The organism is Ponticoccus litoralis (assembly GCF_039769985.1).
In the GTDB taxonomy this organism is placed as follows: domain Bacteria; phylum Pseudomonadota; class Alphaproteobacteria; order Rhodobacterales; family Rhodobacteraceae; genus Ponticoccus; species Ponticoccus litoralis.
Window position 1 is genome coordinate 2227151 of sequence record NZ_JBDNCH010000002.1, and the last position, 25933, is coordinate 2253083.

The window sequence follows — 25933 nt, forward strand, 5'->3', positions numbered from 1 at the left end:
AGGAGAACACCATGATCGAACGGATCGAAACCGGCCAGCGCATGAGCAAGATCGTCAAGCACAACGGCGTGGCCTACCTTTGTGGGCAGGTCGGCGCGGGCGACACCGTGGCCGAACAGACCCGGGACTGCCTGTCGCGCGTCGACGCCTTGCTGGAGAAGGCCGGATCGTCGCGCGAGCATATCCTGCAGGCGATCGTCTGGCTGTCCGACATGGCCGATTTCGACGAGATGAACGCGGTCTGGGACGCCTGGGTGCCCGAAGGCCACGCCCCCGCGCGGGCCTGCGGCGAGGCGAAACTGGCGCGCGATGTGCTGAAGGTCGAAATCATCGTGACCGCCGCAATCCCGGACTGATCCCGCCGGGGATCGGTCCCGGCAGGGAAAGCCGCCTGTCACATGTCTGGCAGAAAGGCGGGGGGCTCGATCTCAGAGCCTTCCGACCTGCGGCGGTCGCGCGCGCGACGCCCAAGGCCGTAGATTTTTCGCATGTCATGATGTACCCTCCGGCGCAATCCGAGAGGAAACCCACGAAAGCGCCTGCATGCCAAACAGGCCTGCGGACCGCACGAGGTTCTGGTCATAGCCTCCCCTTTGCCTGCGCGTCGGGGGTGCGCCAGCAAGGATACTCGATGTGACTGCCCTGCCTCCGATCTTCGGTTTCAAGGCCATGAACCGGCGGCAAAGCGCCCGTGCTGATCGGGCGCGCCGCGATATCCTCATCAGCCGCGTCTCCTGCCTGCGTTTCGCGGCGGAAGCCGATCCCGAACCGGCGGTCCGCCCGGCCCGGCTGAACGCGACCGGTGCCGAAGGCGCCCATGCCCGGCCCGCCCATAGGGGCGCTGCGGCGGCAGCGGTTCCGCTCTTTCCTCGCCGCGACGGACGAAGCCTGACCGGCACCCGGGCGACAGCGCGGGTCTCCGTTGACGAGGCGATCCGGGGCATGCATGCGGCTTTCGCAATTCCCATCAACGGTCGGGGCGGCGGCCGCATCGGGTTCTGACGGGCCGCGCGACCGCCACGGGGCCGGGCCATTTCGAAGAAGGAGACGACGCATGCGTATCATCAAGGGCCTGATCCTGCTGTGGATCGCACTGGCCCCCGGCATCCTCGGCGCCCAGACCACGGTGGAAAAGCGCGTGACCTTCGCGCCCGGCACCTCGGGGGCGACAATCAGCGACCGCCTGCGCGGCTACGAAAGCATCGACTACCTGCTTGGCGCCAGCGCCGGGCAGACCATGACCATCGAATTTACCCCCAGCAATCCTTCGGCCTATTTCAACCTGCTGGTGGGCAACGATCCGGCGGCGATCCACATCGGGTCGACCTCGGGCAACCGGTTCAGCGGCACTTTGCCCGCGTCGGGGGATTATCGCATCCGGGTGTTCCTGATGCGCAATGCCGCGCGGCGCGACGAGACCACCGACTACACGCTGCGGGTGTCCATCGGCGGCGCGGCGGCGCAGGCTCCGGCGCGGCAGCCAGACTATGCCGACGGGCTGTCGGGCGGGCCGGACTGGTGGCAGGTCACCGGGCTTTCGGCGGGCGACACGCTGAACGTGCGGTCGGGGCCGGGCACCGGCTACGCGGTGGTGGGCAAGCTTGCCAGCGGCGACCGCGTGCGGAACATGGGGTGCCGGATGAACGGCCAGACCCGCTGGTGCCGGGTCGGATTTGCCGGCGATCAGCCGCTGACCGGCTGGGCCGCCGGGCGCTATCTGCGCGAAGCGGCGGCCTCCGACGCCCGTCAGCGGCCCTCGCCCGAGGCGCGCGGCCTTGTCCCCTGCGCACAAAGTGCGGGCCAGCCGATGGGCAGCTGCCCCTTCCGCGTCTCGCGCGGGACCGATGGCACCGCAAGCGTCTGGATCACCTTGCCCGGCGGCGGCGAGCGTTATCTCGATTTCCGCAGCGGTCAGCTGGTGGGCAGCGACCCCGGTCGCAGCGTCAGCCAGAGCCGCACCTCGGACCTGAGCACGATCCTGGTGGACGGGGCCGAGCGCTACGAGATCCCCGACGCGGTGCTTTACGGCGGCTGATCCCGCCGCGCGCGCTTTCTGGGATCACAGCAGACCGCCCCGAGTTCGCGAGGCCGATCCGCACCACGGTCCGGGCCGGGTTCTTGGTGGGGTTTCCGACCGGGACGGCCCCGGCGCAGCAGGCCCTGCCAGCCGGGCAGGGCCTGCTGGCCGTTTCGGCGGAGGGCGTGGCGCTGTTCACGGATCCGGCGCGGGAGGGCCCTCGCGCTCCCTCGGGTGGTCAGGCTGGCTCGGATGGCTGGCGGTGACCTGTCCCCCATGATGGCCGACCGGCTGACCGGGCAGCTGGCCGAGGGCACCGCCACCGCCGGGGCAGGGCGGCCGGGATCGCGTCGGCCTTTCGGAGCGGTCTTCGCCTGTTTTCCCGGTGACATGGGGCGATTGTCGCACGGTTGTCGCATTGTTGCGGTATCGGGCGGAAATGGTTTCTTGAATGGTCTCTTGGGGGGCGTCTTGCCCGTAGTCGGCGATCAGATAGCGGCTTTGCCGATGCGCTGGGACGCAGGGGACAGGGTCAGGGTGCTGATGGTGACCTCGCGCGATTCCGGGCGCTGGGTTATGCCCAAGGGCTGGACGATGGACGGCGAGAAGCCACGGGACGCCGCCGCCATCGAGGCGCTGGAAGAGGCCGGGGCGCGCGGGCATATCGGCAGCGAGGAGCTGGGCCAGTACCGCTATGGCAAGGTCATGCCGGATGGCAGCGTCGTGCCCTGCCTCGTCCGGGTCTATCCGCTGTTCGTCGACACCCTGCTGCGCAACTGGAAGGAACGCGGCGAGCGCAAGCGCAAGTGGTTCTCGCCCAAGGCCGCGTCGAAGCGGGTGGCCGAGCCGGAACTGGCGGCGCTTTTGCTGTCCATCCACGACCGACCGCAGAAACAGCCGGTGATCCGCGAATTGCTGAAGAGCTACCGGTAGGGCGGCGCGGTCATCGGGCCGCCGATCTGGGAGCTTTGCGGAATTGATCGCGTCAAAGCGGGGCTTTCGACCCGGGCGGGCACGCGCGACGGCGGCACCGGGCCAAGCGTTTTGCCCGCAATCTGGGGCGCCGCGCCGCCTGCGCGAGGCCGGGACAGCCAGTCGGGGCAGCGGGGCTTCGGTCCCAGGCGGGGCGGGGCAGGCGCTCAGGCCTTCTGAAACCGCCCGTAATCGCCCGCGCTGAACACCAGCGGATGGCCGTCGCGCGTCGTCACCCGCGAGACCTGCCCGATCACCACCGAGTGGTCGCCGGCGTCATGGATCGCAACCTGCCGACACTCGAAGCGCGACAGGCAGCCGTCCAGCATCGGCACGCCATGCTGGTTGTAGGTCCAGTCGTAGCGCCCGAAGGCAACCCCGTCGCGGGCGAAGTCGAAGCACAGGTCGACCTGTTCGGCGCCCAGCACATGGATCGCGAAGAACTCGGCCTGAACATAGAACGGATGCCGCGTCGACCGTTTCGCCGGGGACCAGAGCACCAGCGGCGGGTCGAGGGAGACGCTGGAAAAGCTGTTGGCGGTGATGCCCAGCGGTCCCTCGGGGGTCGCGCAGGTGATCACCGTCACACCGGTTGCGAAGCGTCCCAGCGCGTCTCGAAAGCTGCGGGGGTCCGCTTCTGCCGGGTCGAATGTATGGGGCATTGCGGTCATGTCCGGGCCTCGGGGCGGCGCGTGGCCGAGGGCGTTGATGTGTCGTTCAAACCTTGTCTCCCTGTCCATGGGCGCGCGTGCCGCACGGGCGATCCGGGCCGGATCGTTGCTTTCCGACTACAGGTAGAATGCGGCCACGATGCGCCAAGAGCCGGGCAATCGCAACCGTCGCGGCATCCGGACCACGGTCGGCACCCGGAACCGCGCCGCTTTATGCGGCGTCCGGTGCTGCGGTGCAAGGGCCTGCGGTCGCCGCGCGGGTCACACCGTCACGCCTGCGCCGGGCAGGCGGCGCCGCCAGCGACCGGGCTGCGGGCCGTCGGGTCTTTCGATGCACCCGCACAAGCGCAGCGGGCAGGGCGGCGGCCCGGGCACGGGGCAGGGGCGGCGCTGTGCATCAGCGCCGTTCCCCGGCGGCCAAGGGGGTCGCGGGCGGGCCGTCGGGCAGGCGCCCGTAGGCCTGCGGCAGCGAGCAGGTCGCCATCTGCGGCAGCACGCGCGTTCCGAAGTGGCGGCATTCGTCCAGGTGCGGATAGCCCGAGAGGATGAAGGCCCGGATGCCCATGCGGCGGTACTCTTCCAGTTCCGACAGCACCTGGTCGGTCGAGCCGACGATGGCCGCCCCACACCCTGATCGCGCCCGCCCGATGCCGGTCCAGAGGTGGCGCTCGACATAGCCGTACTGGTCCGCAAGCTTGCGCGCGCGGGCCTGATGCGCGACACCCAGCGAACCGCTGTCCAGCGCCCGCTCGCGGATCAGGCGGCCCATCTCGTCATCAAGCCGCGAGGTGATGTGTTCGGCCCATTCGCGGGCCTCGGCCTCTGTGTCGCGGACGATGACATGCACGCGCAGCCCGTAATCCAGCGTCCGCCCGTGGCGCCGGGCCACCGCGTTCACCGCCTTCATGCGCTCGGCGATCTGCGCCTTGGGTTCGGGCCACATCAGGTAGACGTCGCAATGCTGGCCGCACAGCTCCAGCGCGTCGGGGGAATAGCCGCCGAAATACAGCAGCGGCCCGCCGCTCTGCCATGGCCGGGCCGGATCGGTGGGCAGCCCGCTGAAGCGGTAGTGGTCACCCGCGTAGTCGATGGTGTCGCGGGTCCAGGCCTGTTTGAGGATCTCCACCACCTCGCGCGAGCGCTGGTAGCGCAGGGCGCTTTCGGCGGTCTCGCCCGGGAAGTCGCTGCTGATCACGTTCACCGTCAGGCGGCCTTCCAGCATGTGGTCGAGCGTCGCCAAGGTGCGCGCCAGCATGATCGGCTGCATCTCTCCGCAGCGCACGGCGGCCAGCATGGCGATCCGGTCGGTGATCGGCGCGCAGCCCGCGACAAAGCTCAGCGTGTCCTGCCCGACCTGGTAGGACGAGGGGCACAGGATATTGCGAAAGCCCTGCCGTTCGGCCTCTTGCACGATGGCCGAACAATGCGCGAAGGACGACCGCAGCCGCCCGTCCGGCACGCCAAGGAATTCGTAATCGTCCGAACACAGGGCCGCGAACCAGCTGACCTCGACGGCGTCCAGATCGGCAGAGGTGATGGGCACGACGGTCATGGCGCCTCCGTGACTTGATTTCCTCTTGCGTAGCAGGCGCGTTCATGTAGATCAATACTGTATCAATTTCAGGGAGTCCCTATGCGGAACCGTCACGCGCTGCCCATCTACCTGCAAATCAGCGAAATGCTGATCCGCGAAATCAATGCCGGGCGGTTGCAGGACGGAGAACGCCTGCCGCCCGAACGGGTCTATGCCGAGCGTCTGGGCATTTCCGTCGGCACGCTGCGCAAGGCGCTGGAGGATCTGACCGAGAAGGGCCTGCTGGAGCGTGTCCACGGATCGGGCAACTATATCAGGGCGCAGGCGGACGTGCAGTCGGTTTATGCCTTCTTCCGCGTCGAATTGCTGGAGGGCGGGGGGCTGCCGACCGCCGAGCTTCTGTCCATCGACCGGGTGGCGAAGCCCGAGGGCCTGCCGCCCTTCGGTTCCAGCGCCGAGGCCCATCGCATCCGCCGCCTGAGGCGGCTGAACGGCAGGCCCGCCATCCTGGAAGAGATCTGGCTGGATGGGGCTTACACGGACCGGATCGAACGGCGCGACCTGTCGGAATCGCTCTACCGCTTCTACCGAGAGCGGCTGGACCTGTGGATCACCCGCGCCGAGGACCGCATGAGCCTGCTGCCCGTCCCCGACTGGGCGCCCGATGCCTTCGGACCGCGCCCCGGCGCGCCCTGCCTTTGTGCGACGCGGGTCAGCTTTGCGCGGGACGGCGCGCGGGCCGAGGTGTCCCGCGGCTGGATCGACACCGAGGTGGCGACCTATGTGGCGCGATTGAAATGACAGCGGGGGCGCTGCGCTACGGCGTCATCGGATGCGGCATGATGGGGCAGGAGCACCTGCGCAATATCGCCCTGTTGCCCGGCGCGCGGGTCGCCGCGATCGTCGAGCCGGATGCGGATATGGCGGCCATCGCGGCCACCTTGGCCCCCGGCGCCGTGCTGTGCGCGGACCTGGCCGCGCTTCTTGATATAGAGGGCCTTGACTGCCTGTTGATCGCCAGCCCCAACCACTGCCACGTCGCGCAGCTGGAAGAGATCGCGCGCCGCCGTCCGCTGCCGGTGATGGTGGAAAAGCCGCTGTACATCTCCGAGGCAGAGGCGGCGCGGGTCGCGGCGCTGGACCTGCCGGTCTGGGTGGCCATGGAATACCGCTACATGCCCGCCATCGCGCGCTTTCTGGACCGGATCGACGCGGTCACCGGCGGCGCGACGATGCTGACGATCCGCGAGCACCGCTTTCCCTTCCTGCCCAAGGTGGGCGGCTGGAACCGCTTCAACCGCTACACTGGCGGCACGCTGGTCGAGAAATGCTGCCATTTCTTCGACCTCATGCGGCTGGCGCTGAAGTCCGACCCGGTGCGGATCATGGCCAGCGGCGGCCAGATGGTGAACCATCGCGCCGAACGCTACGGCGACGCGGTGCCCGACATCTGGGACAGCGCCTATGTCATCGTCGACTTCGCCAGCGGCGCCCGCGCCATGCTGGAGCTGTGCATGTACGCCGAGGGCAGCCGATTTCAGGAGGACCTGTCGGCCTGCGGCCCGGCAGGCCGGATCGAGGCGCGCGTGCCCGGCCCGGCGCGGTTCTGGCCCCCGGCGCTGGGGCCTTCGCCGCTGGCCGAGGTCGAGGAAAGCCCGCGCCAGCCGCCCGGTCCGCAGGTCACCCGGCTGCCGCTGGACCCGGCGCTTCAGGCGGCGGGCGACCACAATGGCGCGACCTTTCACCAGCACCGGGCCTTTGCAGAGGCGCTGCGGGGGCGTGGCCCGTGGTCGGTGTCCCTGAGCGATGGCGCATGGGCTGTACGCATGGGTCTTGCGGCACAACGTGCGGTAGAGACGGGGCAGGTCGCGTACATCCATTGAGGCATGTTTGCGCTGTCTTTGCCGCAAATATGCCACAGAATTCCCTGAATGCGGCGCGGATGGGGCGAATATCCCCGTTTCCAGCGCAGCGTGACAGGTTCCATCTAGAGAATGTGTCGGAATTCGGGTAGGTTCGACCCCGAGCAAAACAGCCCAAAAAAATTATGGGCGCAGAGGCAGAGCGGTATTTTTATATGAACGCGATCAATTTCGTGATCCGTACCCCTGTGGGTGCGGTCGAGCATGGTTTCGTGGGTGGAAGCGATCGGGCATTTCTGATCGAAGCCGGGTCCGGAAACGACATTTCCCTGAACGTGGCGCAGTCCGATCTGCGCGGCTACGACCGGGCGGCCAATGACCTTTTGATCACCCTTGCCGATGGCCGCGTCATCGTGCTGGAGGGCTATTTCGACGCTGCCGGCACCGCCGGGGCCAGCCGCTTTTTCGTCAGTTCCAACGGTGTCCTGAACGAAGTCGGCTTCATCGAGGCCGAGGGCGGGGCGTTGTTCGCGCAATACGGGCCGGGCGAGACATGGGGCAAGTGGAGCTCCCCTGGACGACCTGATCTTTGTCGACGAGCCGATGGTCTCGGCGGATGTGCCCTATACCGGCGAAGAGGAAGAGGTCAGCATGCTGGCGCCCGGGCTGCTGGGCGGGGCGGGGCTTGGGGTCGGCGGCATGGGCGCAGGTGCCGCCGCTGCCGCCGGCGGTGCCCTGCTGCTGGGGCGCGGCGGCGATGATGATGGCGGCGGCGGTGGCGATGACGCCGTGGTCGGTGGCGATGATACCCCGGGCGGTGGCGATGACACCGTGGGTGGCGGCGACGATACCCTGGGTGGCGGCGACGATACCCTAGGCGGTGGCGACGATACCTTGGGCGGCGGCGACGACACCCTGAGCGGTGGCGATGACACCGTGGGTGGCGGTGATGACACCGTGGGCGGCGGCGACGATACCTTGGGCGGTGGCGATGACACCCCGGGCGGTGGCAATGACACCCTGGGCGGTGGCGACGATACCCTTGGCGGCGGCGATGATACCCTGGGCGGTGGCGATGACACCGTGGGTGGCGGTGATGACACCGTGGGCGGTGGCGATGATACCGTTGGCGGCGGTGATGACACCGTGGGCGGCGGTGATGACACCCTGGGCGGCGGCGATGACACCGTGGGTGGCGGTGACGACGCGCCCTGGATCGCTCCGACCGTCGATGATTCCGAGGGCAGCCATGTGATTGCTGGCGGCGACGACCCGGCGATCGTGATTTCGGGCACCGGCAATCCGGGCTCTGTGGTCGACGTCACCATCGGCGGCGAGACCGTGACCGTGGTGGCCGACCCGGACCGCACATGGGAGGCGGTCTTTGACGGCGACGATTTCCCGCCCGATGGCGACTACGATGACATCGACGTGGTGGTGACCGATCCCGGCGGCACCGTGACCGAGCTTGACGGCCCCTCCTTCACCATCGACACCACGCCCCCGGCGCTGGGCCTTGAACAGGGCTTTGTCTCGACCGGCGATCTCTTCAACGCGGCCAGCCACGCGGGTGGCGTCGCCCTGTCCGGCACCGGAGAGCCCGGTGCCGCGCTGACCGTCACCCTGGGCGAGACGACGCAGACCGTCACGGTGTCCGACGGCGGCGCATGGGGCGTCAGGTTCGACGACACCGTGTGCCCGCCGGGCGAATATACCGCCGATGTGACGATCAGCAGCAGTGATGCCTATGGCAACACGACAACCGTCACCGATGCCGTGCAGATCGATACCGTCAACAGGCTGGACCTGACAGAGCTGCCCCTGACCGGGGACGACCTGATTTCCGCGCTCGAGCAGGCGGGCGGCGTGACGCTGACCGGAACCGGCCAGACCGGCGCCGCCATCGTGGTCACCGCAGAGGGCCGAGGACTACGCTACCACGGTCGGTGCGGACGGCGCGTGGAGCGTCGTTCTGGACGCCCTGCCCGAAGGCACCTACGACACGGTCGCGACCGTCACATCCACCGATCCGGCGGGCAATGTCACGACGGTGGACCACAGCTTCAGCGTCGACACCCAGATCGCACTGTCGGTCGAAACGGAAACTGTCGGGGGCGACGGCGTGGTGAACGCGGCAGAGCGCGCCGATGGCGTGGTGCTGACCGGGCAGGCAGAGCCGGGCTCTGTCGTCACCGTCACCGCGAACGGCGCGCAACACGCGGCCGGGGTGGCCGAGGATGGCGCATGGTCCGTGACCCTGCCCACCGGCGATGTCCCCGAGGGCGAGACCGCGATGGAGATTGCCGCCACCGCCACCGACGCCGCCGGGAACGTGGCGACGGTCACCGGCAGCATCGCCATCGACACCGAAACCAATGTCACGGTGATGACCGAAACGGTCGGGGGCGACGGCGTCGTCAATGCCGTCGAGCGGTCGGATGGCGTGACCCTGACCGGCACGGCGGAACCCGGCAGCACCGTCACCGTGACGCTGGGCAGCGTGACCCGGACCGCCACGGTTGCCCCGGAGGGGTCCTGGACGGCGGCGTTCTCGGTCGCCGAGATCCCGGCCGGCGAACGCAGCCTGACCGTCACGGCGACCGCCACCGACCGGGCAGGCAATGTCGAGACCGCCTCGGGCAGCGTCGACGTGGACACGCTGGTGCGGAACCTCACGCTGGGTGGCACGCCGGGCGGCGCAGACGGCGTGGTCAACGCGCTCGAGGCGCAGGCGGGTTTTGCCCTGACCGGCGTGGTCGAAGCGGGATCGACGGTATCGGTCACGCTGGGCGGGGTGGCGCATGTGGCCACGGTCGATTCCGCGGGCAACTGGACGGTGGACATTCCCGCCGGGTCCATCCCCGAGGGCACGCTGGACGCGCCGCTGCTGGTCGAGGCGACGGATGCGGCAGGCAACACCCGCAGGCTGACCGACCGCATCACGATCGACACGGATGCCCCGGATGCGCCGGGCTGGACCGGCTATGGCCGCGACGGCGCGGGGGTGGACCTGATCCGCACCGAGATTTCGGAGGATACGGTCTTTCTGGGACAGGTGACCGACCCGGCGGGCAGGCCGCTGGTGACGGCGGTGGATGTCAGCAGCAGCGACGACATTCCGGGGATCGGCCAGACCTATATCAACCTCGATGGCCATGTGGCCGACGGCACGCATCTTGTGCTGGCGGCCACCGATGCGGCGGGCAACACCACCGGCAGCTATCTTGTGACCGACGATCCCGGGACCAACGATGTCCTGATGTCCGACGACATCGCCGAGGCGCTGTCCGGCTATCAGGTCGACACCATCGACCTGCATTTCGCCGAAGACAGCCAGCTGACCATCACCGAGGCGCAGATCATGGCGCTGTCTTCCACCACCGACACCGTGACGGTGCGCGGCGGGCCCGACGACAGCGTCACGATCACCGGCGCCGAGGCCGAGGGCACGAAGGAGGTGGAGGGCACCACCTTCAACGTCTTCTCGCTGGGCGATGCGACGCTGCTGATCGAGGACGAGATCGCCGCCGTGACCGGGGTGGTCTGACAGGCACAGCGTCCGGAGGCCCGGCAGAACCGGGCCCCGGATCCCGATAACCATAAAACGCGCCGTAACGGGGGCACGACATGAGCAGACGCAGGCGGAGCCTGGGCTTGATCGTCACTTTGGCGATGCTGCCCGGATGCATGAAGGAGATGGCCGAGGGCACGGTCAGCCGGTTCAGGGGGCCCGACCCGGCGCCCCCGGCCAGCGCGGCCCGGGCGCAGCCCGCCGTGACCCGGCCCTCGGAGGCCTCCGAGATCATACACGCCCTGCAACTGCGTCCCTCCGCCATCGAGCCGGGCACGCCCTATGCGCGGGTCGCCGATGCCGTGATCGCCTCGGACGCCCGCGTGGCAGAGGCGGAATTGCGCGTCGCGCAACTGCGCGCAGAGGCGGCGGCGAAGAACTGGATGCCGCGGTTCGGGCCGCGCGTCTCGCTGGAGTCGCTGGGCGCCTTCGTGGCGGAACTGGTCATCAACCAGGTGCTCTTCGACAACGGGCGCAGGGTGGCGGAGCGCGATCTGGCCAAGGCCAATGTCGAGATCGCCGCCGTTGCCCTTGTCGAGGACGGCAACAGGCGGGTGGGCGACGCGCTGTCTCTGTACCTGACCGCGCAGCAGAACCGTGACCTTGCGGCGCATCTGCGGGGCGCTCTGCAAGAGATGGGCCATTTCGAATGGGTCATCCTCGAGCGCGTGAAGGGCGGTGTTTCGGACATGTCCGACCTCAACGTGGTGCGGCAGAAGCTGGCCTCGATGCGGGCCCGGACCGGCGAGGCGCAAGAGGCCGCGGCGGTGGCGCTTGCGGAACTGGACGCCATGTCGGCGCGCCCGCTGGCAGAGCTGTCCGGCATCGGCGGCCTGCGTGACCCGGGCGCCGGAGAGGCGCTGGGCGTGCTGCGGGCCCGGGCCGAACGCGAACGCACCATCGCCGAGGCGAAGATCGCCCGCGCCGGGCACCTGCCGGGCCTTGCGGCGACCGGCGCGCTTGGCCGTGACGGGCGGGTCACCGGGGGGCTGGAACTGACCACGGATTCGCTGTTTTCGCTGGGGACCATGGCAGAGTTCGAAGCCATCGAGGCGACACGGGTCAGCGCCGACCGCAGGGTGGGCGAGGCCCGCGAGGTGGCCGCGCGCCAGATCCAGTCGCAGCGTATCCAGCGCGACGCCTACCGGCGGCAAGGGCAGGAGGCGGCTGTCCTGACCGCTCAGGCCGGGACGAACCTCGACCTGTTCCGGGCGCAATACGAGGGCGGTCAGCGACAGGTCATGGATGTGGTCGGCGTCTACGAGATCTACGCCACCGCCCTGGAGGCCGAGATAGACCTGCGCTACAAGGCCGCCCGCGCGGCGCTGGAACTGGCCCGCCTGCAAGGCGCGCTGGCCGAGGGGGCACGCCTGTGACGCAGGGCCTCCGGGGCATGGCCGGTCGCGCGGGGGCGGCGCTGCGCATGGTGCCGGTGCCCGCCGACAGTGTGGCGCAGGCGCCGCGCCATTCCGACCGGGCGCGGTCCCGGGCCGCGCTGATCCGGGTGCTGGCCGGGCGTCTGGGGGTCGAGGCGCGCAGCCCCGACGTGCTGGAGGCGCTGACCCGCAACGCCGGACCGGACGACAGTTTCGACGGCGATGCGCTGAAGGCCGGGGCCGAGGCGGTCGGGCTTCTGGCGCGGGTGCAGGATGTGCCGTCGCTGGAGGCCGCCGACTGGCCTGCGCTGGCGCTGATGACGAACGGGCAGGCGGTGCTGGTTCTGGCGCGCGACGGCGACTGGCTGACGATCTACGACGAGACCACCGCCTCGCGGCAGGCCGAGGTCGGGCTTGCGGAGTTCCGCGGCCCCTTCGCGGGGCAGGTGGTCCGGGCCGAGGCGCCGGTGCAGATGCTGGCCGAGATCCACGCCAGCGCCGAGGCGGAACAGCATTGGTTCTGGGGCCAGTTCGCGCCTTTCCGCCGGGCCTTTGGCGAGGTGGCGCTGGGGTCGCTGGTGGCGAACCTTCTGGCGGTCTCGGTGGCGCTGTTCAGCCTGCAGGTCTACGACCGGGTGATCCCGCACCAGTCCGAGGCGACGCTTTGGGTGCTGGCGGCGGGCGCCGCGCTGGCGCTGCTGATGGAAGGTTTCCTGAAGGTCGCGCGCTCGCGGCTGCTGGACGGGGCCGGGCGGCAGATCGAAATGGGCGCGCAGCGTCTGCTGATGGGGCGGCTGCTGGGCATGCGGTCGGATCTGGCCGGACGTTCGCCCTCGCAATTGTTCTCGGCGATGCGCGACTTCGGTTCGGTGCGCGAGTTCTTCACCGCCTCGACCGTGGGGGCGATGGCCGACATCCCCTTCATCTTCGTCTTCCTTGCCCTTGTCTGGTCCATCGCGGGATCGGTGGTCTGGGTGCTGATCGCGGGCGGCATCCTGATGGTCGTGCCGGGTTTCCTGATGCAGCGCCGCATGATCCGGCTGACCGAGGAAATGCAAGGTGCCTCGACCCGGCAGGCGCGGCTGCTGATGGAGGCGGTGGGCGACCTCGACACCATCAAGACGCAGCGCGCCGAGGCCCGGTTTGCGCGGATCTGGGAAGAACTGACCGCCGTGCAGGCGCTGAAAAGCTCGGACCAGCGGCGGCTGGCGGCCTCGCTGACCTTCTGGAGCCGGGGCCTGCAACAGGCGACCTATGTCTGTGCCGTGATCACCGGGACCTATCTGGTCTTCGCCGGAGAGTTCACCGTGGGCAGCATCATCGCCGTCGGCATCCTGTCCTCGCGCACGCTGGCCCCGCTGACGCAACTGTCCGGCATCCTCGCGCGCTGGGGCAACGTCAAGGCGGCGCTCGACGGCCTCGACGGGCTGGCGGGCGTGGCGCAGGACCGGGCGCCCGCGCGCAGTTACCTGCGGCGCGAAAGGCTGGAAGGCCGCTTCGAGGTGCAGGGCGCCACCTTCCGCTACGACCCCGAGGGCGCGGCGGCGGTGGACCTGCAGAACCTCGTGATCCAGCCGGGGCAGGTGCTGGCAGTGCTGGGCGCCAACGGATCCGGCAAGTCGACGCTACTGAAGATGCTGACGGGGCTCTATGCGCCCGGCTCGGGCAAGGTGCTGGTGGACGGCACCGAGATGAGCCAGATCGAGCCGCGCGACCTGCGACGGTCGATCGGCTATCTGGGGCAGGAGGTGCGGCTGTTTCAGGGCACCCTGCGCGACAACCTGAACCTGTCGATGCTGGAGCGCGACGACGGGCGGCTGTATCAGGCGCTGGATTTCGCCGGGTTGGGTCCCTTCGTGAAGGCCCATCCCAAGGGGCTGGATCTGGATATCCGCGACGGCGGCGAGGGGCTGTCGGTGGGGCAGCGCCAGAGCATCGGCTGGGCGCGTTTGTGGTTGCAGGACCCGGAAATCTGCCTGCTGGACGAACCCACCGCCGCGCTGGACCAGACGCTGGAAAAGACGCTGATCTCGCGGCTCGAAGGCTGGCTGGCCGGGCGCACGGCGGTGATCGCCACGCACCGCGTGCCGATCCTGCAACTGGCCTCGCGCACGCTGATCCTTGCAAACGGGCGGCTGGCGGTGGACGGGCCGCGCGATCAGGTGCTCGACCACCTGCGCAGCACGCAGGGGGCCGCCTGAGATGCGCGCGGGGCTAGGCACGCCAGACCTCGGCCCGGTCCGGGGCCTGCTGTCTGACCTGCACGGCGCGCCGCTGGTCCGCGCCATGGTCCGTTGCCGGGGCGTCGGGATCGTCCCGGTGCCGGGCGCGGGGCAAGTGCTGCGCCCAAAGCCGTCGCGGAGGCCTTCCAGATGACCCTGAGCACCACCGACCTGACCGCCCAGTTGGGCGCCCGGATGCGCGGGCCGTCGCTGACCGTCTGGCTTTGCGCCGCGACCGTGCTGGCCTTCCTCGTCTGGGCCTCGATGGCCTGGCTGGACGAGATCGTGCGCGGCGACGGAGAGATCATCAGCAGCTCGCGCCCCCAGATCATCCAGAACCTCGAAGGCGGCATCCTCTCCGAGCTGCTGGTGAAGGAGGGCGACGAGGTGCTGCGCGGCGATATCCTTGCCCGCCTGCACGGCACGCAGTTCCGGTCGTCGGTGGACGACCTGCAGGACCAGATCACCGCCCTCGAGATCCGCCGCCTGCGGCTCGAGGCCGAACTGGCGGGGGCTTCGGTCGTCGAAGTCCCCGCGTCTTTGGCAGAGCGGTCGCGTGATCTGGTGGCCTCGGAACAGGCGCTTCTGGCTGCGCGGCAGTCGGACTACCTGTCCCGGCGCGCGGGCGCGAAACGGGTTCTGGAACAGGCCGCGTCCGAGCGCAGCCTGATGGAGAACCTGCTCGACAAGAAGGTGGTGGCGCTGATCGAGGTGACACGCGCCCGCAAGGCCCATGCCGACGCCGAGAAAGCCTTTGACGAGATCGTGACGCAGACCGAACTGGGCCGGGCCGAGGAGTATTCCGAGACGCTCAGGGAACTGGCGACGCTGCGGCAGAACCTGAAGGCCTCGCAGGATCAGCTGAACCGCACGGTGCTGACCTCGCCGATGCACGGGGTGGTGAACACGCTGTCGGTGACGACCATCGGCGGCGTCGTGCGCCCGGGCGAAGAGATCATGCAGATCATCCCCATGGACGACGAGCTGTTCGTCGAGGCGCGGGTCCGCCCCGAGGATATCGCCAATATCCGCCCGGGGCAGGAGGCGACGGTGAAACTGTCGGCCTATGACTACACCATCTACGGCACGCTCAAGGGCCGGGTTGACGTGATCTCGGCGGATACCTTCAAGGACGAGCGCCGCCCCGAGAACCAGCCGCACTACAAGGTGACGGTCCGCGTCGACCTGAACGACCTGACCGACCGGCAGGCCGCGATGGAAATCCGCCCCGGCATGCAGGCACAGGCGGAACTGCACACCGGCGAGAAGACGGTGCTGCAATACCTGCTGAAGCCGCTCTACAAATCGCGCGAGGCCTTCCGTGAGCCCTAGGGGGGCTGACGTGCCGGTTGGGGCGGAAAGGGCGCAGAATGGCGCAGTGACAGGGGCGCGAGATCTGCGCTAGGTCACCGGGCAAACGCAAATCACGGGACTTGGGACCATGGCAGAACACAAGCACGGCTCGATGGACATCACCGTCCAGGAAAAGACCTTCGAGGGCTTCATCAGTTTCACCATCCGCGCGATGATCGTGATCCTGTGCCTGGTGATCTTCATGGCGGTCTTCAACGCCTGACGCCACGCGCGCGGCGGGGCAGGATTGCCACAGGCCGCGCGCTCCTTCCCGGGATGACGCATTCGTGCCTTGGGTCCGGCGCTGTGCCGCGCGACCCTGCCCGGGAGTTATAGACATGACAGGGGTGGACCTATGACGATCCGCGCGCTCTTCGCGGCCCTTGCCTGCGCCGTTCTGGTGTCGGGCTGCGCCGGCAATGTGTCGGGGCCGAACGCCACCGCGGAAGAGGCGGCGCGCGCCGCCTATCGCCACGACGGCCCGTCCGAGATCACGCTGTACACGATGATCAACAACCGCAGCGACTCGGGCGCTCATACGGCGATGATGATCAATGCACCCTCGCAGCGGGTGGTCTTCGACCCCGCCGGGTCCGTGCGCTTCCAGAGCGTGCCAGAGATCGACGATGTCCTCTACGGCATCACACCCGAGGTCGAAGAGGTCTTTGAAAGCGCCCATGCGCGCGAGACCTATCGCGTGCGCATCCAGAAGACGACCGTGGCGCCCGAGGTGGCGGAACGCGCCCTTCAGCTGGTGCAGGGCCACGGTGCCGTGCCTGCCGCGCAGTGCAGCAAGGCGACCTCTGGCATCCTGCGGCAACTGCCGGGCTTCCAGAACATCGGGTCGCAATGGTATCCCAACAAGCTTGCCGATGACTTCTCTCGACTGCCCGGCGTCACGGAACGGGTGCGCCGCGAGATGGACGACGACGACAAGAGCCTTGCGGTGAAGGCCTATGAAGAGCGCAAGCGGAACGCGCGGCTGGCCCTTGCCGCAGAGGGGTGAGGGTCCGGCGGACCCGTCCGCTGCCTTCATGAAAGGCTAACGGGTTTCCCCCTCCCGACCGCCCTCTACATTCGGGCGATTCGGTGAACATCCGGTTGAAAGCTGTGTCCCGCGCGGGCCGCGTGTCGGCGCCGGGGGCAGCCCTTGGGCCCCCGAAAGACCCCGGTCTGGCAGCAGCGTGCCCCTCGGGCGAGGCCTCCCGCAGGCCGAAAGACGGTAAAGCGTTCCGCCTCTCCCCTGTGAAGCCGAGTGCCTGCCGCGCTCTCGGGGCATTGGTGTCACGGGATGCCCCAGGTTCCGGCGTGACGCTGTAGCCACCCCGAACCCGGGGTCCTCAGGTCGAAACACGCTCTGCCCCGGCGGGCGCGGCGTCGCGTCGGGGCAGGTCTGTTCGTGGTGCTGGAAAGGCCCTCAGGACCCCAGCCAGGCCCCGCCCAGCATGACCGCCGCCCCGATGCCCATGGCCGCGTAGAGGTTCTTTGTCAGGTAGCCCACGGCCAGCGTCAGGAAGGCCGCCGAGAGGCGCAGCGGGTCGGTTTCGCCCTCCGTCGCCTTGGGCCAGAGCACCAGCGGCGCCACCAGCGCGGGCATGACCGCGACGGCGGTGTAGCGCAGGTGGCGCAGCAGCCAGGGTGGCATGGTCCGGTCGCCCACCAGCCCCAGAAACACGAAGCGCAACGCGAAGGATCCGACCCCCAGCGCGGCGATGACGATCCAGAGTGCTGACTTATCCACGGGCCGCCTCCCGCATCTCGACACGGCGTTCGACCTCGGCCCCCGCCAGCATCCCGAGCGCCGCCGCAACCATCAGGCCAAGGTTGTAGGGCAGCCCGGCCAGGGCCAGCGCCGCCAGCGCCGCGACCAGCGCGGCCACCCGATGCGCGCCGGTGCGCAGGGCCGGGCCGAGCATCGCGAGGAAGGCCAGCGGCAGCACGAAATCAAGGCCGAGGCCCGGCGGAAAGGTCTCTCCGACCAGCGCGCCGATGACGGTGAAGGCGTACCACGGCGGGCAGATCGGCGTCGCGACCCCCATGAAATAGGCGTAGCGCTCAGCCCGTGTCATCTCTGGCCGCTTCTCGTATTCGATGGCCGCGGCAGCGTAGGTCTGATCGACAAGGAAATAGGCCGCGAGGATCCGTTTCTTCAGGCTCAGCCCGCCGAGGTAGGGCGTGATAGAGGCGGAATACATCGCCATCCGCAGGTTCACCGCCAGGGCCGAGGCGATCACGATCAGCGTCGGCGCCTGTTCGGACATCAGTTGCAACGCGGTGAACTGCGCGGCGCCCGCGATCACGACGATGGAAAAGCCCAGCGATTCCAGCACCGTCAGCCCGGCCTCTGTCGCCAGAACGCCGAAGAGCACGGCAAAGGGGCCGACCACCATCAGGAAGGGCAGCCCGTCGCGGACACCGCGCCAGTAGCTTGACTTCACCCCGCCATTTGCCATGACTGACCCCCGATCCTGTTGCCCTCTTGCCCTATCCAAGGCCTCGACCAGATGCAATCGCCCGCCTCCGACTACCTCATCGCACCGCTTGCCGGGGACCGCCGCCTGACGCGCAGCGTCTCGGGCACCGACCATACCGGCGCCGCGATCGAGACAGCGGTGGTCGAGGAGCGCCCGCTGACGATCTACCTGAACCGGCAGGAGATCGTGACCGCCATGACCATCGGCGATTACCCCGAGTACCTGGCGCTGGGATTCCTGCGCAATCAGGGGATGCTGGGCGACGATGAGACCGTGACCGGCGTCGATTACGACGAAGAGCTGGAAACGGTGGTCGTCCGCACCGCGTCCGAGACCACCTACGAGGAAAAGCTGCAGAAGAAGACCCGCACCTCTGGCTGCGCCGTGGGCACGGTCTTCGGCGACATGATGGAGGGGCTGGAGGCGGTGACCCTGCCGCCCGCGCCGGTGCGGACCTCTTGGCTGTACGCCACGGCGGCCGGGATCAGCACCACGCCCTCGCTGTATCTGGAGGCCGGGGCGATCCATGGCACTGTGCTCTGTCAGGGCGACCGCCCGCTGGTCTACATGGAGGACGTGGGCCGTCACAATGCGGTCGACAAGATCGCCGGGTGGATGTTCCGCGAAGGCGTCTCGCCCGACGACAAGATCCTCTACACCACCGGGCGGCTGACCTCCGAGATGGTGATCAAGACCGCGCTGATGGGCATTCCGGTGCTGGCCTCGCGGTCGGGCTTTACCGCCTGGGGGTCGAGATCGCGCGGCAGGTTGGCCTCACCTGCATCGGGCGGATGCGCGGCAAGCGCTTTGTCTGCCTCGCGGGCGAGGAGCGCCTGATCCGCGACATCGACCCGGACGCGGTGCCGGAAGAAGACCGCAAGTCCCGCCGCAAGAGCGCGGAATGACCGGGGCGGGTGCTGTCCGCGGGCCAGGCCCCGTGCCGCGCCCGGCACAGCCCTTGACGGCGGAGGCCCCGGGTCTTCACACTGCCTGTCCGGCTGGCGGCGGCCAGCGTCCCGGCAGGGCGGGGGTGCGCGCCGGAATAGCGGAGGCAGCGGCATGAAGGACGACATGGACAGCGACACAAGACTGCGGGAGGCCATCGCCGCCGCCCGCGACTTCATCCGCGACCGCCAGCGCGGCGACTGGCACTCGGTCGCCTCCGTGGTGCTGACCGCCTCGGGCAGGCGCTACATCGGCATGAACCTCGACAGCACGCTGCCGCGCGCCAGCATCTGCGCCGAACCGGTGGCCATCGGAATGGCCAAGGCCGCCGACCCGGACGATGTCGTGATCTTCTGCGGCGCGGTCAATCGGCGCGGAGAGGTCATCCCGCCCTGCGGATCCTGCCGCGAGCTGATGCTGGATTACGCGGCGGGCGCGCTGGTGGCGGTGCCCGATGGCGAGGACATGGCCTTTCGCCCGCTCTCGGACCTGATACCCACCGCTTACAAGGACGGGAAGCGCAAGCCGTGAAACAACCATTTGGCGTCATACTCGCGGGCGGGCTGGCCACGCGCATGGGCGGCGGCGACAAGGCGCTGCTGAGCCTTGGCGGGCGGAGCCTTCTGGACCGGGTGACCGAACGGCTGGCGCCGCAGGTCGGTGCGGTGCTTCTGAACGCCAATGGCGATGCGGCGCGCTTTGCCGCCTCGGGCCTGCCGGTGCGTCCCGATCCGCTGCCGGATTTCCCCGGGCCGCTGGCGGGGGTTCTGGCGGGGCTGGACTGGGCCGCCGAACAGGGCGCCGAGGCGGTGGTCAGCGTCGCCGCCGACACGCCCTTCTTTCCCGAGGACCTCGTGCCGCGCCTGCTGCTGGCCGCCGAGGGGCAGGCCCATCCGCTGGTGCTGGCCGCGACCGAGGGCGAGGCCGAGACCCGCAGCCGCGCCCGCTCGGGCCTGATCCGGCACCCGACCTTCGGTCTCTGGCCGGTGGCGCTGCGCGACGACCTGCGCGCGTCCCTGCGGGACGGGCTGCGCAAGGTCGTTCTGTGGACGGAACGCCACGGCGGGCGCGAGACGGTCTTTCCCGCGGCGGGCTTCGACCCCTTCTTCAACATCAACACCCCCGAGGATCTCTCGCGGGCGGAGGCCATGCTGTGAATGTCTACGGAGTCACCGGCTGGAAGAACGGCGGCAAGACCGGCCTGATGGAGCGGCTGATCGGCCATTTCGTCGCCGAGGGCCTGCGGGTCAGCACGATCAAGCACGCGCATCACAGCTTTGACGTCGATCACCCCGGCACCGACAGCCACCGCCACCGGGTGGCGGGGGCCTCCGAGGTGGTGCTGGCCTCGGCCCGCCGGGCGGCGCGGATGACCGAGCTGGCCGAGGGAGAGGAGCCTTCGCTGGCGGCGCTGCTGGCGGGTCTGGGGCCCTGCGATCTGGTGCTGGTCGAGGGCTACAAACGCGATGGCCACCCCAAGATAGAGGCCTTTCGCGCCGCCCCCGGCAATCCGCTGATCGCGCCGGGCGATCCGACGGTCCGCGCGGTGGCCAGCGATGTGCCGCTGGAAATCGACCGCCCGGTCTTCGACCTGAACGATACCGCCTCGATCGCCGATTTCATCGCTCGCGACCTGGGGCTGGACGAAGAGCCAGAGGCCCGGCAGGCGCCGGACGAGTCCGGCGGGCTGAAGCCGCCGCCGCTGACAAACGATTGCTTTGCCCTGCCGCGAGGGGTGTCCCGGACCCCGGTGGACGAGGCGCTGGCGCATCTGCGCGCGGGACTGCACCCGGTCACGGCGGTCGAGACGGTGCCGCTGTCCGCCGCCAGCGGGCGCGTGCTGGCAGAGGAGATCACGGCCCGGCGCGCCAACCCGCCGCATCCCAACACCGCCGTCGATGGCTACGGTTTCGCGGTGGAGTCCCTGCCCGGGACGGAAGAGGTCGTCCTGCCGCTGGTGCCCGGGCGGGCCGCTGCGGGCGCGCCCTTTGCGGGCGCCGTGCCGGCGGGCCGAGGCGGTGCGCGTCCTGACCGGGGCCTTGCTGCCCGAGGGCGTCGATACGGTGGTGCTGGAGGAAGACACCCGCACCGACGGGGCGCGGCTGGCCTTCCGCCTGCCGGTGAAGCCGGGGGCCAATACCCGCCCTGCGGGCGAGGACATGCAGGCGGGGGCGCCCTGCCTGCAGGCGGGCCGCCTGCTGACCCCCGCCGACCTCGCGCTTGCCGCCGCCACCGGGCACGGGGCGCTGCCGGTGCGGGCGACGCTGCGGGTCGGTGTGCTGTCGACCGGGGACGAGATCGTGGCCCCGGGCACGGCGGCCCGGGTGTCGCAGACCTATGATGCCAACCGGCCCATGCTGCTGGCGCTGCTGGCGCGCTTCGGTCACGAGGCGGTGGACCTTGGCCATGTCGGCGATGACCGGGCTGCGCTGCGGGCGCGGCTGGACGGGGCGGACGTGGACGCGGTGCTGACCTCGGGCGGGGCCTCTGCCGGGGACGAGGACCATGTGTCGGCGCTGTTGCGCGAGGCGGGGGCGCTGAACGACTGGCGGATCGCGCTGAAGCCGGGGCGGCCGCTGGCCACTGGGCTTGTGGAACCGGAAGACCCCCGTCTTCGGCCTTCCGGGCAACCCGGTGGCGGCCTTCGTCTGCACGCTGATCTTCGCGCGGCCCGCGCTGGCATTGCTGGCGGGGGCCGACTGGTCCGAGCCGCAGGGCTTCGACGTGCCCGCGGGGTTCTCGAAGCGCAAGAAACCGGGGCGGCGCGAATACCTGCGCGCGCGCATTCGCGACGGGCGGGCCGAGGTCTTCCGGTCGGAAGGGTCGGGTCGCGTTTCCGGGCTGAGCTGGGCCGAGGGACTGGTGGAACTGCCCGACGGCGCCATGATCGTCGAGCCGGGTGTGCCGGTGCGCTACATCCCCTTCGGGTCCTTCGGGCTGTAGGGGATGCGTCCGGTTTCGCCGGGCCGATGCCCGGCGACCGGCTAGGGGCTCTGCCCGTCGCCATCGTCGCCCGGACCGATGGCGCCACGATGGCGACCCCCGAGGTATTTGTAAGACCGAAGAAGGTGGGGCTGGTGAGCCGGGGGCTGCGGCGGCTTGCGCGGGGCGCGCCGCCCTGTGGGGCAGCGGGATCGGCGGGAGGCTTCGCGGTTCGAGGCCCGGTCACGGATCGGGGGCTTGCGGCTGGCCGCCGGGGGCTGTGTTCAGTCGAAGGTGCCCGCGACCCGGCCCAGCAGCATGAAGGCGCGGGCGGTGCGGGTGGCGGAGAAGGCGGTGATCTCTTCGTCCGTCGCCTGCTCTGCGAAACTGGTGAACTGCTGGTCGAAGCGGCGCAGGAAGTGATGCGCGGCGTCGCGGAAGATCGGGTCTTCCTTCATCCGTCCCGCCGTCAGGGCGATGGCAGAGCGGTCGTGGATGCCGCCCAGCCCGGCGATGGCGCGTCCGCGGGCGCCCGCGGCGAAGCTGCGCCAGGGTCTCGGGGCGGGCCATGTCGGGCCGCAGGTCGTCCATGTAGACGCTGTTCTCGGACAGCAGCGTCAGCACATCCTGCGAGGCCTGGATCAGCTTGGCGGCGTTGCGGTCCTTGAGCGCGCGGCGCAGGGCGGCGAAGCCGGCCTTGTCCTCTGCGGTTTCCGGGAAGTGCAGGGCGGATATGAAATCGGCCTTCGACAGGGGCGGCTGCATGGCCTCGGCGGGTGTGCCGAGCGACAGCATCTGCTGGTCATCGGCACCGCGCGGCGGCGGCGGGGCGGAGACCGAAGCCTGTTCGGCGGTGCGGACGCCGCCGACCATGGCCAGCGTCGCCTCGAAATTGCGCTGGGCGCCTGCGATCTCGTCCAGCCGCTTCATGATGGCGGGGTGGGGCGGTTCGCCCTTGCCGCCCTGCGACTGGGCGATATAGGCCTGCCGGAGCGCGTCGATGGAGGCCTGAAGCCGCGCGCTTTCGTCCCGCATGATCCGTGCCGAGCGGGCCGCCAGCGCCGCCACCCAGATCAGGCAGACCGGCAGCACGACGATCATCAGCACCAGCAGGAAATGCATGCCGCCGGTCGCGGCCCCGGCATCGCCAAGCAGGAAAAAGCCCCCCGACAGGGCCAGCCAGAGCACCGTCGCCGCCGTCGCCGCGATCTCGATCGGCGTCACGCCCTCGACACTGCGGGTGTAGAACCCCGGCATCGACGGGCGGGCTTCCCTTGTCTCGGCCATGGCGCCCCCGTTGCCCCTATTTGAATGAGACGGAAAGGATTTCGTAGGATTTCTCGCCGCCCGGCGTGCGGACCTCGACGCTGTCGCCTTCTTCCTTGCCGATCAGGGCGCGGGCGATGGGCGATTTGACGTTCAGCAGGCCCTTCTCGATCGAGGCCTCGTGCTCGCCGACGATCTGCCAGGTCTTTTCCTCGTCGGTGTCTTCGTCCACCAAGGTGACCGTGGCGCCGAATTTGACCGCGCCGGACAGGGTTGTCGGGTCGATCACCTCGGCCAGCCCGATGACGCCTTCAAGCTCCTTGATGCGTCCTTCGATAAAGCCCTGCTTCTCGCGCGCCGAATGGTATTCGGCGTTCTCCTTCAGGTCGCCCAGTTCGCGCGCCTCGGCAATCGCCCGGATGACCGACGGTACCGCTCGACGGACTTGAGCTGCTTCAATTCGCGTTCGAGCGCGGTGAAACCCGCGCGGGTGATCAGGATCTTTTCCATGGGGTGCCTGTCGCCTTGGAAACCAGAGTTTCGGGAGTTTTGCCGCCCGTGAGGCGGATGTAAAGCCACGTGGCCTAACCCGCCAGAAGGATTTTTGCAACCTGCAAAGGACTGCCCAGCCGCGCGGCCACTGGGGCCAGAGGAGGCCTCTGTGCAAGGCCGCGCGGCTGGGCGGATATCCGCGCGACCGGAGAGCCGGGGGCGCGGGACGCGGGAAAGCCACCGGGTCGGGCTGGCAGTCTTTGACGGCACGCCTATGTCTTGCCGGCGGTCGCAGGGGAGCGGCCCGCGCTTTGCCCCTGCATCGGCCAAGACAGCGGCGCAGGGCGTGCAAAAAGCGGCGCGTCGGGACCGCTTTGGGCGCTAACGGGCGACACGACGCCGTGTTCCGATTGACCCGTGCCGCGCTGCCGCGCTAACTCCCTTTGAAATTTTGTTTCGCAAACCCATCGGAAGGGAGAGGCCACATGACGGACATGCAGCGGGAGTCGATGGAATATGATGTCGTGATCGTGGGGGCGGCCCCGCGGGCCTGTCGACCGCGATCCGCCTGAAGCAACTCGACGCCGATCTGCAGGTCGTCCTGCTGGAGAAGGGCTCCGAGGTTGGCGCGCATATCCTGTCGGGTGCGGTGCTGGATCCCTGCGGGCTGGATGCGCTGATCCCCGACTGGAAAGAGAAGGGCGCGCCGATCACCGTGCCGGTGCGCGAGGACAACTTCTACATGCTGGGCGAGGCCGGGCAGGTGCGCGTGCCGAACTGGCCGATGCCCAAGCTGATGAACAACCACGGCAACTACATCGTCTCGATGGGCAATGTCTGCCGCTGGATGGCCGAACAGGCCGAGGCGCTGGGTGTCGAGATCTTCCCGGGCATGGCCTGCTCGGAACTCGTCTACGGCGAGAACGGCGAAGTGCGCGGCGTGGTCGCGGGCGAGTTCGGCAAGAACCCCGACGGCAGCAAGGGCGACGGCTACGAGCCGGGGATGGAGCTTCTGGGTAAATACGTCTTCCTCGGCGAGGGCGTGCGCGGGTCGCTGTCCAAGGAGGTGATCGGCAAGTTCAACCTGTCCGAGGGGCACGAGCCGCAGAAATTCGGCCTTGGCATGAAGGAGATCTGGGAGATCGACCCGGCCAAGCACCGCGAGGGCACCGTCACCCATACGATGGGCTGGCCGCTGGGCGCGAACGCCGGGGGTGGGTCCTTCATCTATCACCTTGAGAACAATCAGGTCTACGTGGGCTTCGTCGTCCACCTGAACTACAAGAACCCCTACCTTTACCCCTACATGGAATTCCAGCGCTTCAAGCACCACCCGATGGTGGCCGAGCTGCTGAAGGGCGGCAAGCGCGTGGCCTATGGCGCGCGGGCGATCTCTGAGGGCGGTTACCAGTCGATGCCCAAGATGGTTGCGCCCGGCGTGGCGCTGCTGGGCTGTTCGGTCGGCATGGTCAACGTGCCGCGCATCAAGGGCAACCACAACGCCATGCTGTCCGGCAAGGCGGCGGCAGAGGCGGCACATGCGGCGATCCGGGCGGGCCGGGCCTCGGACGAGCTGACCGCCTACGAGACCGATGTGCGCGAGGGCGCCATCGGCAAGGACCTGAAGAAGGTGCGCAACGTCAAGCCGCTGTGGTCGAAATACGGCCTGACCGCCTCGCTGACGCTGGGCGGTTTCGACATGTGGACGAACGAGCTGCTGGGCCTGTCGCTGTTCGGGACGCAGAAGCACGGCAAGACCGATGCCGAGGCGACCGGAAAGGTCTTTGCACACAAGCCCATCGACTACCCCAAGCCCGACGGCACGCTGTCCTTCGACCGGCTGACCAACGTCTCGTTCAGCTTCACCAACCACGAAGAAAGCCAGCCCGCGCATCTGACGCTGAAGAACGCAGAGGTTCCGATTGCCGAGAACCTGCCGAACTACGACGAACCGGCGCAGCGCTACTGCCCGGCGGGCGTCTACGAGGTGGTGCGCGAAGAGGGCAAGGAGCCGCGCTTCGTCATCAACTTCCAGAACTGCGTGCACTGCAAGACCTGCGACATCAAGGATCCCAGCCAGAACATCCACTGGACCGTGCCGCAGGGTGGGGACGGGCCGAACTACCCCAATATGTAAGTGGTTTGACCTTTTCTTAAACAATCGGGCGCAGTGTCTGCATGGGGGTCGGGGCGCGACAGGCGGCCCCGGCCCGGGCAGGCAGGGTGACGATGTGGAAAGGCTGCCGTGTGCTTCGG

The 25933-nt window shown here is 69.0% G+C and carries 19 protein-coding genes and 7 pseudogenes; 20 read left to right on the forward strand and 6 right to left on the reverse strand.

Annotated features, from left to right (window positions below; all coding sequences use genetic code 11):
- The first annotated feature begins 11 nt into the window (after window positions 1-11).
- The 4 genes from ABFB10_RS12050 (at window position 12) to ABFB10_RS12065 (ending at window position 2950) form a co-directional block, all read left to right on the forward strand.
- Entirely contained in the window at window positions 12-356 is a 345-nt protein-coding gene (locus ABFB10_RS12050) for a RidA family protein (RefSeq protein ID WP_347166704.1), read from the forward strand.
- A 277-nt stretch (window positions 357-633) separates the two neighbouring features.
- Entirely contained in the window at window positions 634-1002 is a 369-nt protein-coding gene (locus ABFB10_RS12055) for a hypothetical protein (protein ID WP_347166705.1), read from the forward strand.
- Window positions 1003-1054: 52 nt separating this feature from the next.
- A complete protein-coding gene (locus ABFB10_RS12060; protein WP_347166707.1) occupies window positions 1055-2035 on the forward strand; it encodes an SH3 domain-containing protein in 981 nt (326 codons plus the stop codon).
- 489 nt (window positions 2036-2524) lie between these two features.
- A complete protein-coding gene (locus ABFB10_RS12065; protein WP_347166709.1) occupies window positions 2525-2950 on the forward strand; it encodes an NUDIX hydrolase in 426 nt (141 codons plus the stop codon).
- A 206-nt stretch (window positions 2951-3156) separates the two neighbouring features.
- Here ABFB10_RS12065 and ABFB10_RS12070 read toward each other — a convergent pair whose 3' ends face one another.
- Complete coding sequence (locus ABFB10_RS12070) at window positions 3157-3660, reverse strand: flavin reductase family protein (RefSeq protein ID WP_418595139.1); 504 nt, start codon at window positions 3658-3660, stop codon at window positions 3157-3159.
- Window positions 3661-4057: 397 nt separating this feature from the next.
- Window positions 4058-5212, reverse strand: coding sequence for an LLM class flavin-dependent oxidoreductase (locus ABFB10_RS12075; RefSeq protein WP_347166712.1), 1155 nt, complete (start codon window positions 5210-5212; stop codon window positions 4058-4060).
- Between the two features lie 81 nt (window positions 5213-5293).
- Between ABFB10_RS12075 and ABFB10_RS12080 the strand changes: the two genes are divergently transcribed.
- The 11 genes and pseudogenes from ABFB10_RS12080 (at window position 5294) to ABFB10_RS12130 (ending at window position 16584) form a co-directional block, all read left to right on the forward strand.
- On the forward strand, window positions 5294-5995 hold the full coding sequence (locus ABFB10_RS12080; protein WP_347166713.1) for a GntR family transcriptional regulator: 702 nt from the start codon (window positions 5294-5296) through the stop codon (window positions 5993-5995).
- Entirely contained in the window at window positions 5992-7077 is a 1086-nt protein-coding gene (locus ABFB10_RS12085) for a Gfo/Idh/MocA family protein (RefSeq protein ID WP_347166714.1), read from the forward strand. The genes ABFB10_RS12080 and ABFB10_RS12085 overlap by 4 nt, the downstream gene beginning before the upstream one ends.
- A 194-nt stretch (window positions 7078-7271) precedes the next feature.
- Window positions 7272-7817, forward strand: a complete 546-nt coding sequence (locus tag ABFB10_RS12090) for a BapA/Bap/LapF family prefix-like domain-containing protein (RefSeq protein WP_347166715.1) — start codon at window positions 7272-7274, stop codon at window positions 7815-7817.
- Window positions 7756-8757, forward strand: a pseudogene (locus ABFB10_RS24135) (hypothetical protein); the annotation flags it as partial. The gene ABFB10_RS12090 and the pseudogene ABFB10_RS24135, both read left to right, overlap by 62 nt.
- Window positions 8758-8992: 235 nt before the next feature.
- Window positions 8993-9121, forward strand: a pseudogene (locus ABFB10_RS12100) (hypothetical protein); the annotation flags it as partial.
- Window positions 9107-10603, forward strand: a complete 1497-nt coding sequence (locus ABFB10_RS12105; RefSeq protein WP_347168004.1) for an Ig-like domain-containing protein — start codon at window positions 9107-9109, stop codon at window positions 10601-10603. The pseudogene ABFB10_RS12100 and the gene ABFB10_RS12105, both read left to right, overlap by 15 nt.
- A 107-nt stretch (window positions 10604-10710) precedes the next feature.
- Window positions 10711-12003: a TolC family protein gene (locus ABFB10_RS12110; RefSeq protein WP_347166717.1), complete on the forward strand. Its 1293-nt coding sequence runs from the start codon at window positions 10711-10713 to the stop codon at window positions 12001-12003.
- A gap of 17 nt (window positions 12004-12020) precedes the next feature.
- Window positions 12021-14204: an ATP-binding cassette domain-containing protein gene (locus ABFB10_RS12115; protein WP_430523042.1), complete on the forward strand. Its 2184-nt coding sequence runs from the start codon at window positions 12021-12023 to the stop codon at window positions 14202-14204.
- 171 nt (window positions 14205-14375) lie between these two features.
- Window positions 14376-15557, forward strand: coding sequence for an HlyD family type I secretion periplasmic adaptor subunit (locus tag ABFB10_RS12120; RefSeq protein WP_347166718.1), 1182 nt, complete (start codon window positions 14376-14378; stop codon window positions 15555-15557).
- 109 nt (window positions 15558-15666) lie between these two features.
- Window positions 15667-15801: an aa3-type cytochrome c oxidase subunit IV gene (locus ABFB10_RS12125; RefSeq protein ID WP_023848087.1), complete on the forward strand. Its 135-nt coding sequence runs from the start codon at window positions 15667-15669 to the stop codon at window positions 15799-15801.
- A gap of 132 nt (window positions 15802-15933) precedes the next feature.
- Window positions 15934-16584 carry a hypothetical protein gene (locus ABFB10_RS12130; protein WP_347166719.1) on the forward strand — a complete coding sequence of 217 codons (651 nt, stop codon included), beginning with the start codon at window positions 15934-15936 and terminating at the stop codon, window positions 16582-16584.
- Window positions 16585-16995: 411 nt separating this feature from the next.
- Here ABFB10_RS12130 and ABFB10_RS12135 read toward each other — a convergent pair whose 3' ends face one another.
- Complete coding sequence (locus ABFB10_RS12135; RefSeq protein ID WP_347166720.1) at window positions 16996-17319, reverse strand: AzlD domain-containing protein; 324 nt, start codon at window positions 17317-17319, stop codon at window positions 16996-16998.
- Complete coding sequence (locus tag ABFB10_RS12140; RefSeq protein WP_347166721.1) at window positions 17312-18031, reverse strand: AzlC family ABC transporter permease; 720 nt, start codon at window positions 18029-18031, stop codon at window positions 17312-17314. Before ABFB10_RS12140 ends, ABFB10_RS12135 begins: the two co-directional genes overlap by 8 nt.
- 51 nt (window positions 18032-18082) lie before the next feature.
- On the opposite strand from ABFB10_RS12140, the pseudogene ABFB10_RS12145 reads away from it, so the two are divergent.
- The 4 genes and pseudogenes from ABFB10_RS12145 to ABFB10_RS12160 all read left to right on the forward strand — a co-directional run bounded on the left by ABFB10_RS12145 (window position 18083) and on the right by ABFB10_RS12160 (window position 21940).
- Window positions 18083-18957: pseudogene (locus ABFB10_RS12145) on the forward strand (formate dehydrogenase accessory sulfurtransferase FdhD).
- A 154-nt stretch (window positions 18958-19111) separates the two neighbouring features.
- The gene (locus ABFB10_RS12150; protein WP_347166722.1) at window positions 19112-19528 is read left to right on the forward strand and encodes a cytidine/deoxycytidylate deaminase family protein; all 417 of its coding nucleotides are present in this window, start codon (window positions 19112-19114) and stop codon (window positions 19526-19528) included.
- Complete coding sequence (gene mobA / locus ABFB10_RS12155; protein WP_347166723.1) at window positions 19525-20154, forward strand: molybdenum cofactor guanylyltransferase MobA; 630 nt, start codon at window positions 19525-19527, stop codon at window positions 20152-20154. The genes ABFB10_RS12150 and mobA overlap by 4 nt, the downstream gene beginning before the upstream one ends.
- Window positions 20151-21940: pseudogene (locus tag ABFB10_RS12160) on the forward strand (bifunctional molybdopterin-guanine dinucleotide biosynthesis adaptor protein MobB/molybdopterin molybdotransferase MoeA). The gene mobA and the pseudogene ABFB10_RS12160 overlap by 4 nt, the downstream one beginning before the upstream one ends.
- Before the next feature lie 263 nt (window positions 21941-22203).
- Here ABFB10_RS12160 and ABFB10_RS12165 read toward each other — a convergent pair.
- A pseudogene (locus ABFB10_RS12165) lies at window positions 22204-23206 on the reverse strand (hypothetical protein).
- A 16-nt stretch (window positions 23207-23222) separates the two neighbouring features.
- Window positions 23223-23695: pseudogene (gene greA / locus ABFB10_RS12170) on the reverse strand (transcription elongation factor GreA).
- A 467-nt stretch (window positions 23696-24162) separates the two neighbouring features.
- On the opposite strand from greA, the pseudogene ABFB10_RS12175 reads away from it, so the two are divergent.
- Window positions 24163-25814: pseudogene (locus ABFB10_RS12175) on the forward strand (electron transfer flavoprotein-ubiquinone oxidoreductase).
- Window positions 25815-25933 lie beyond the last annotated feature (119 nt).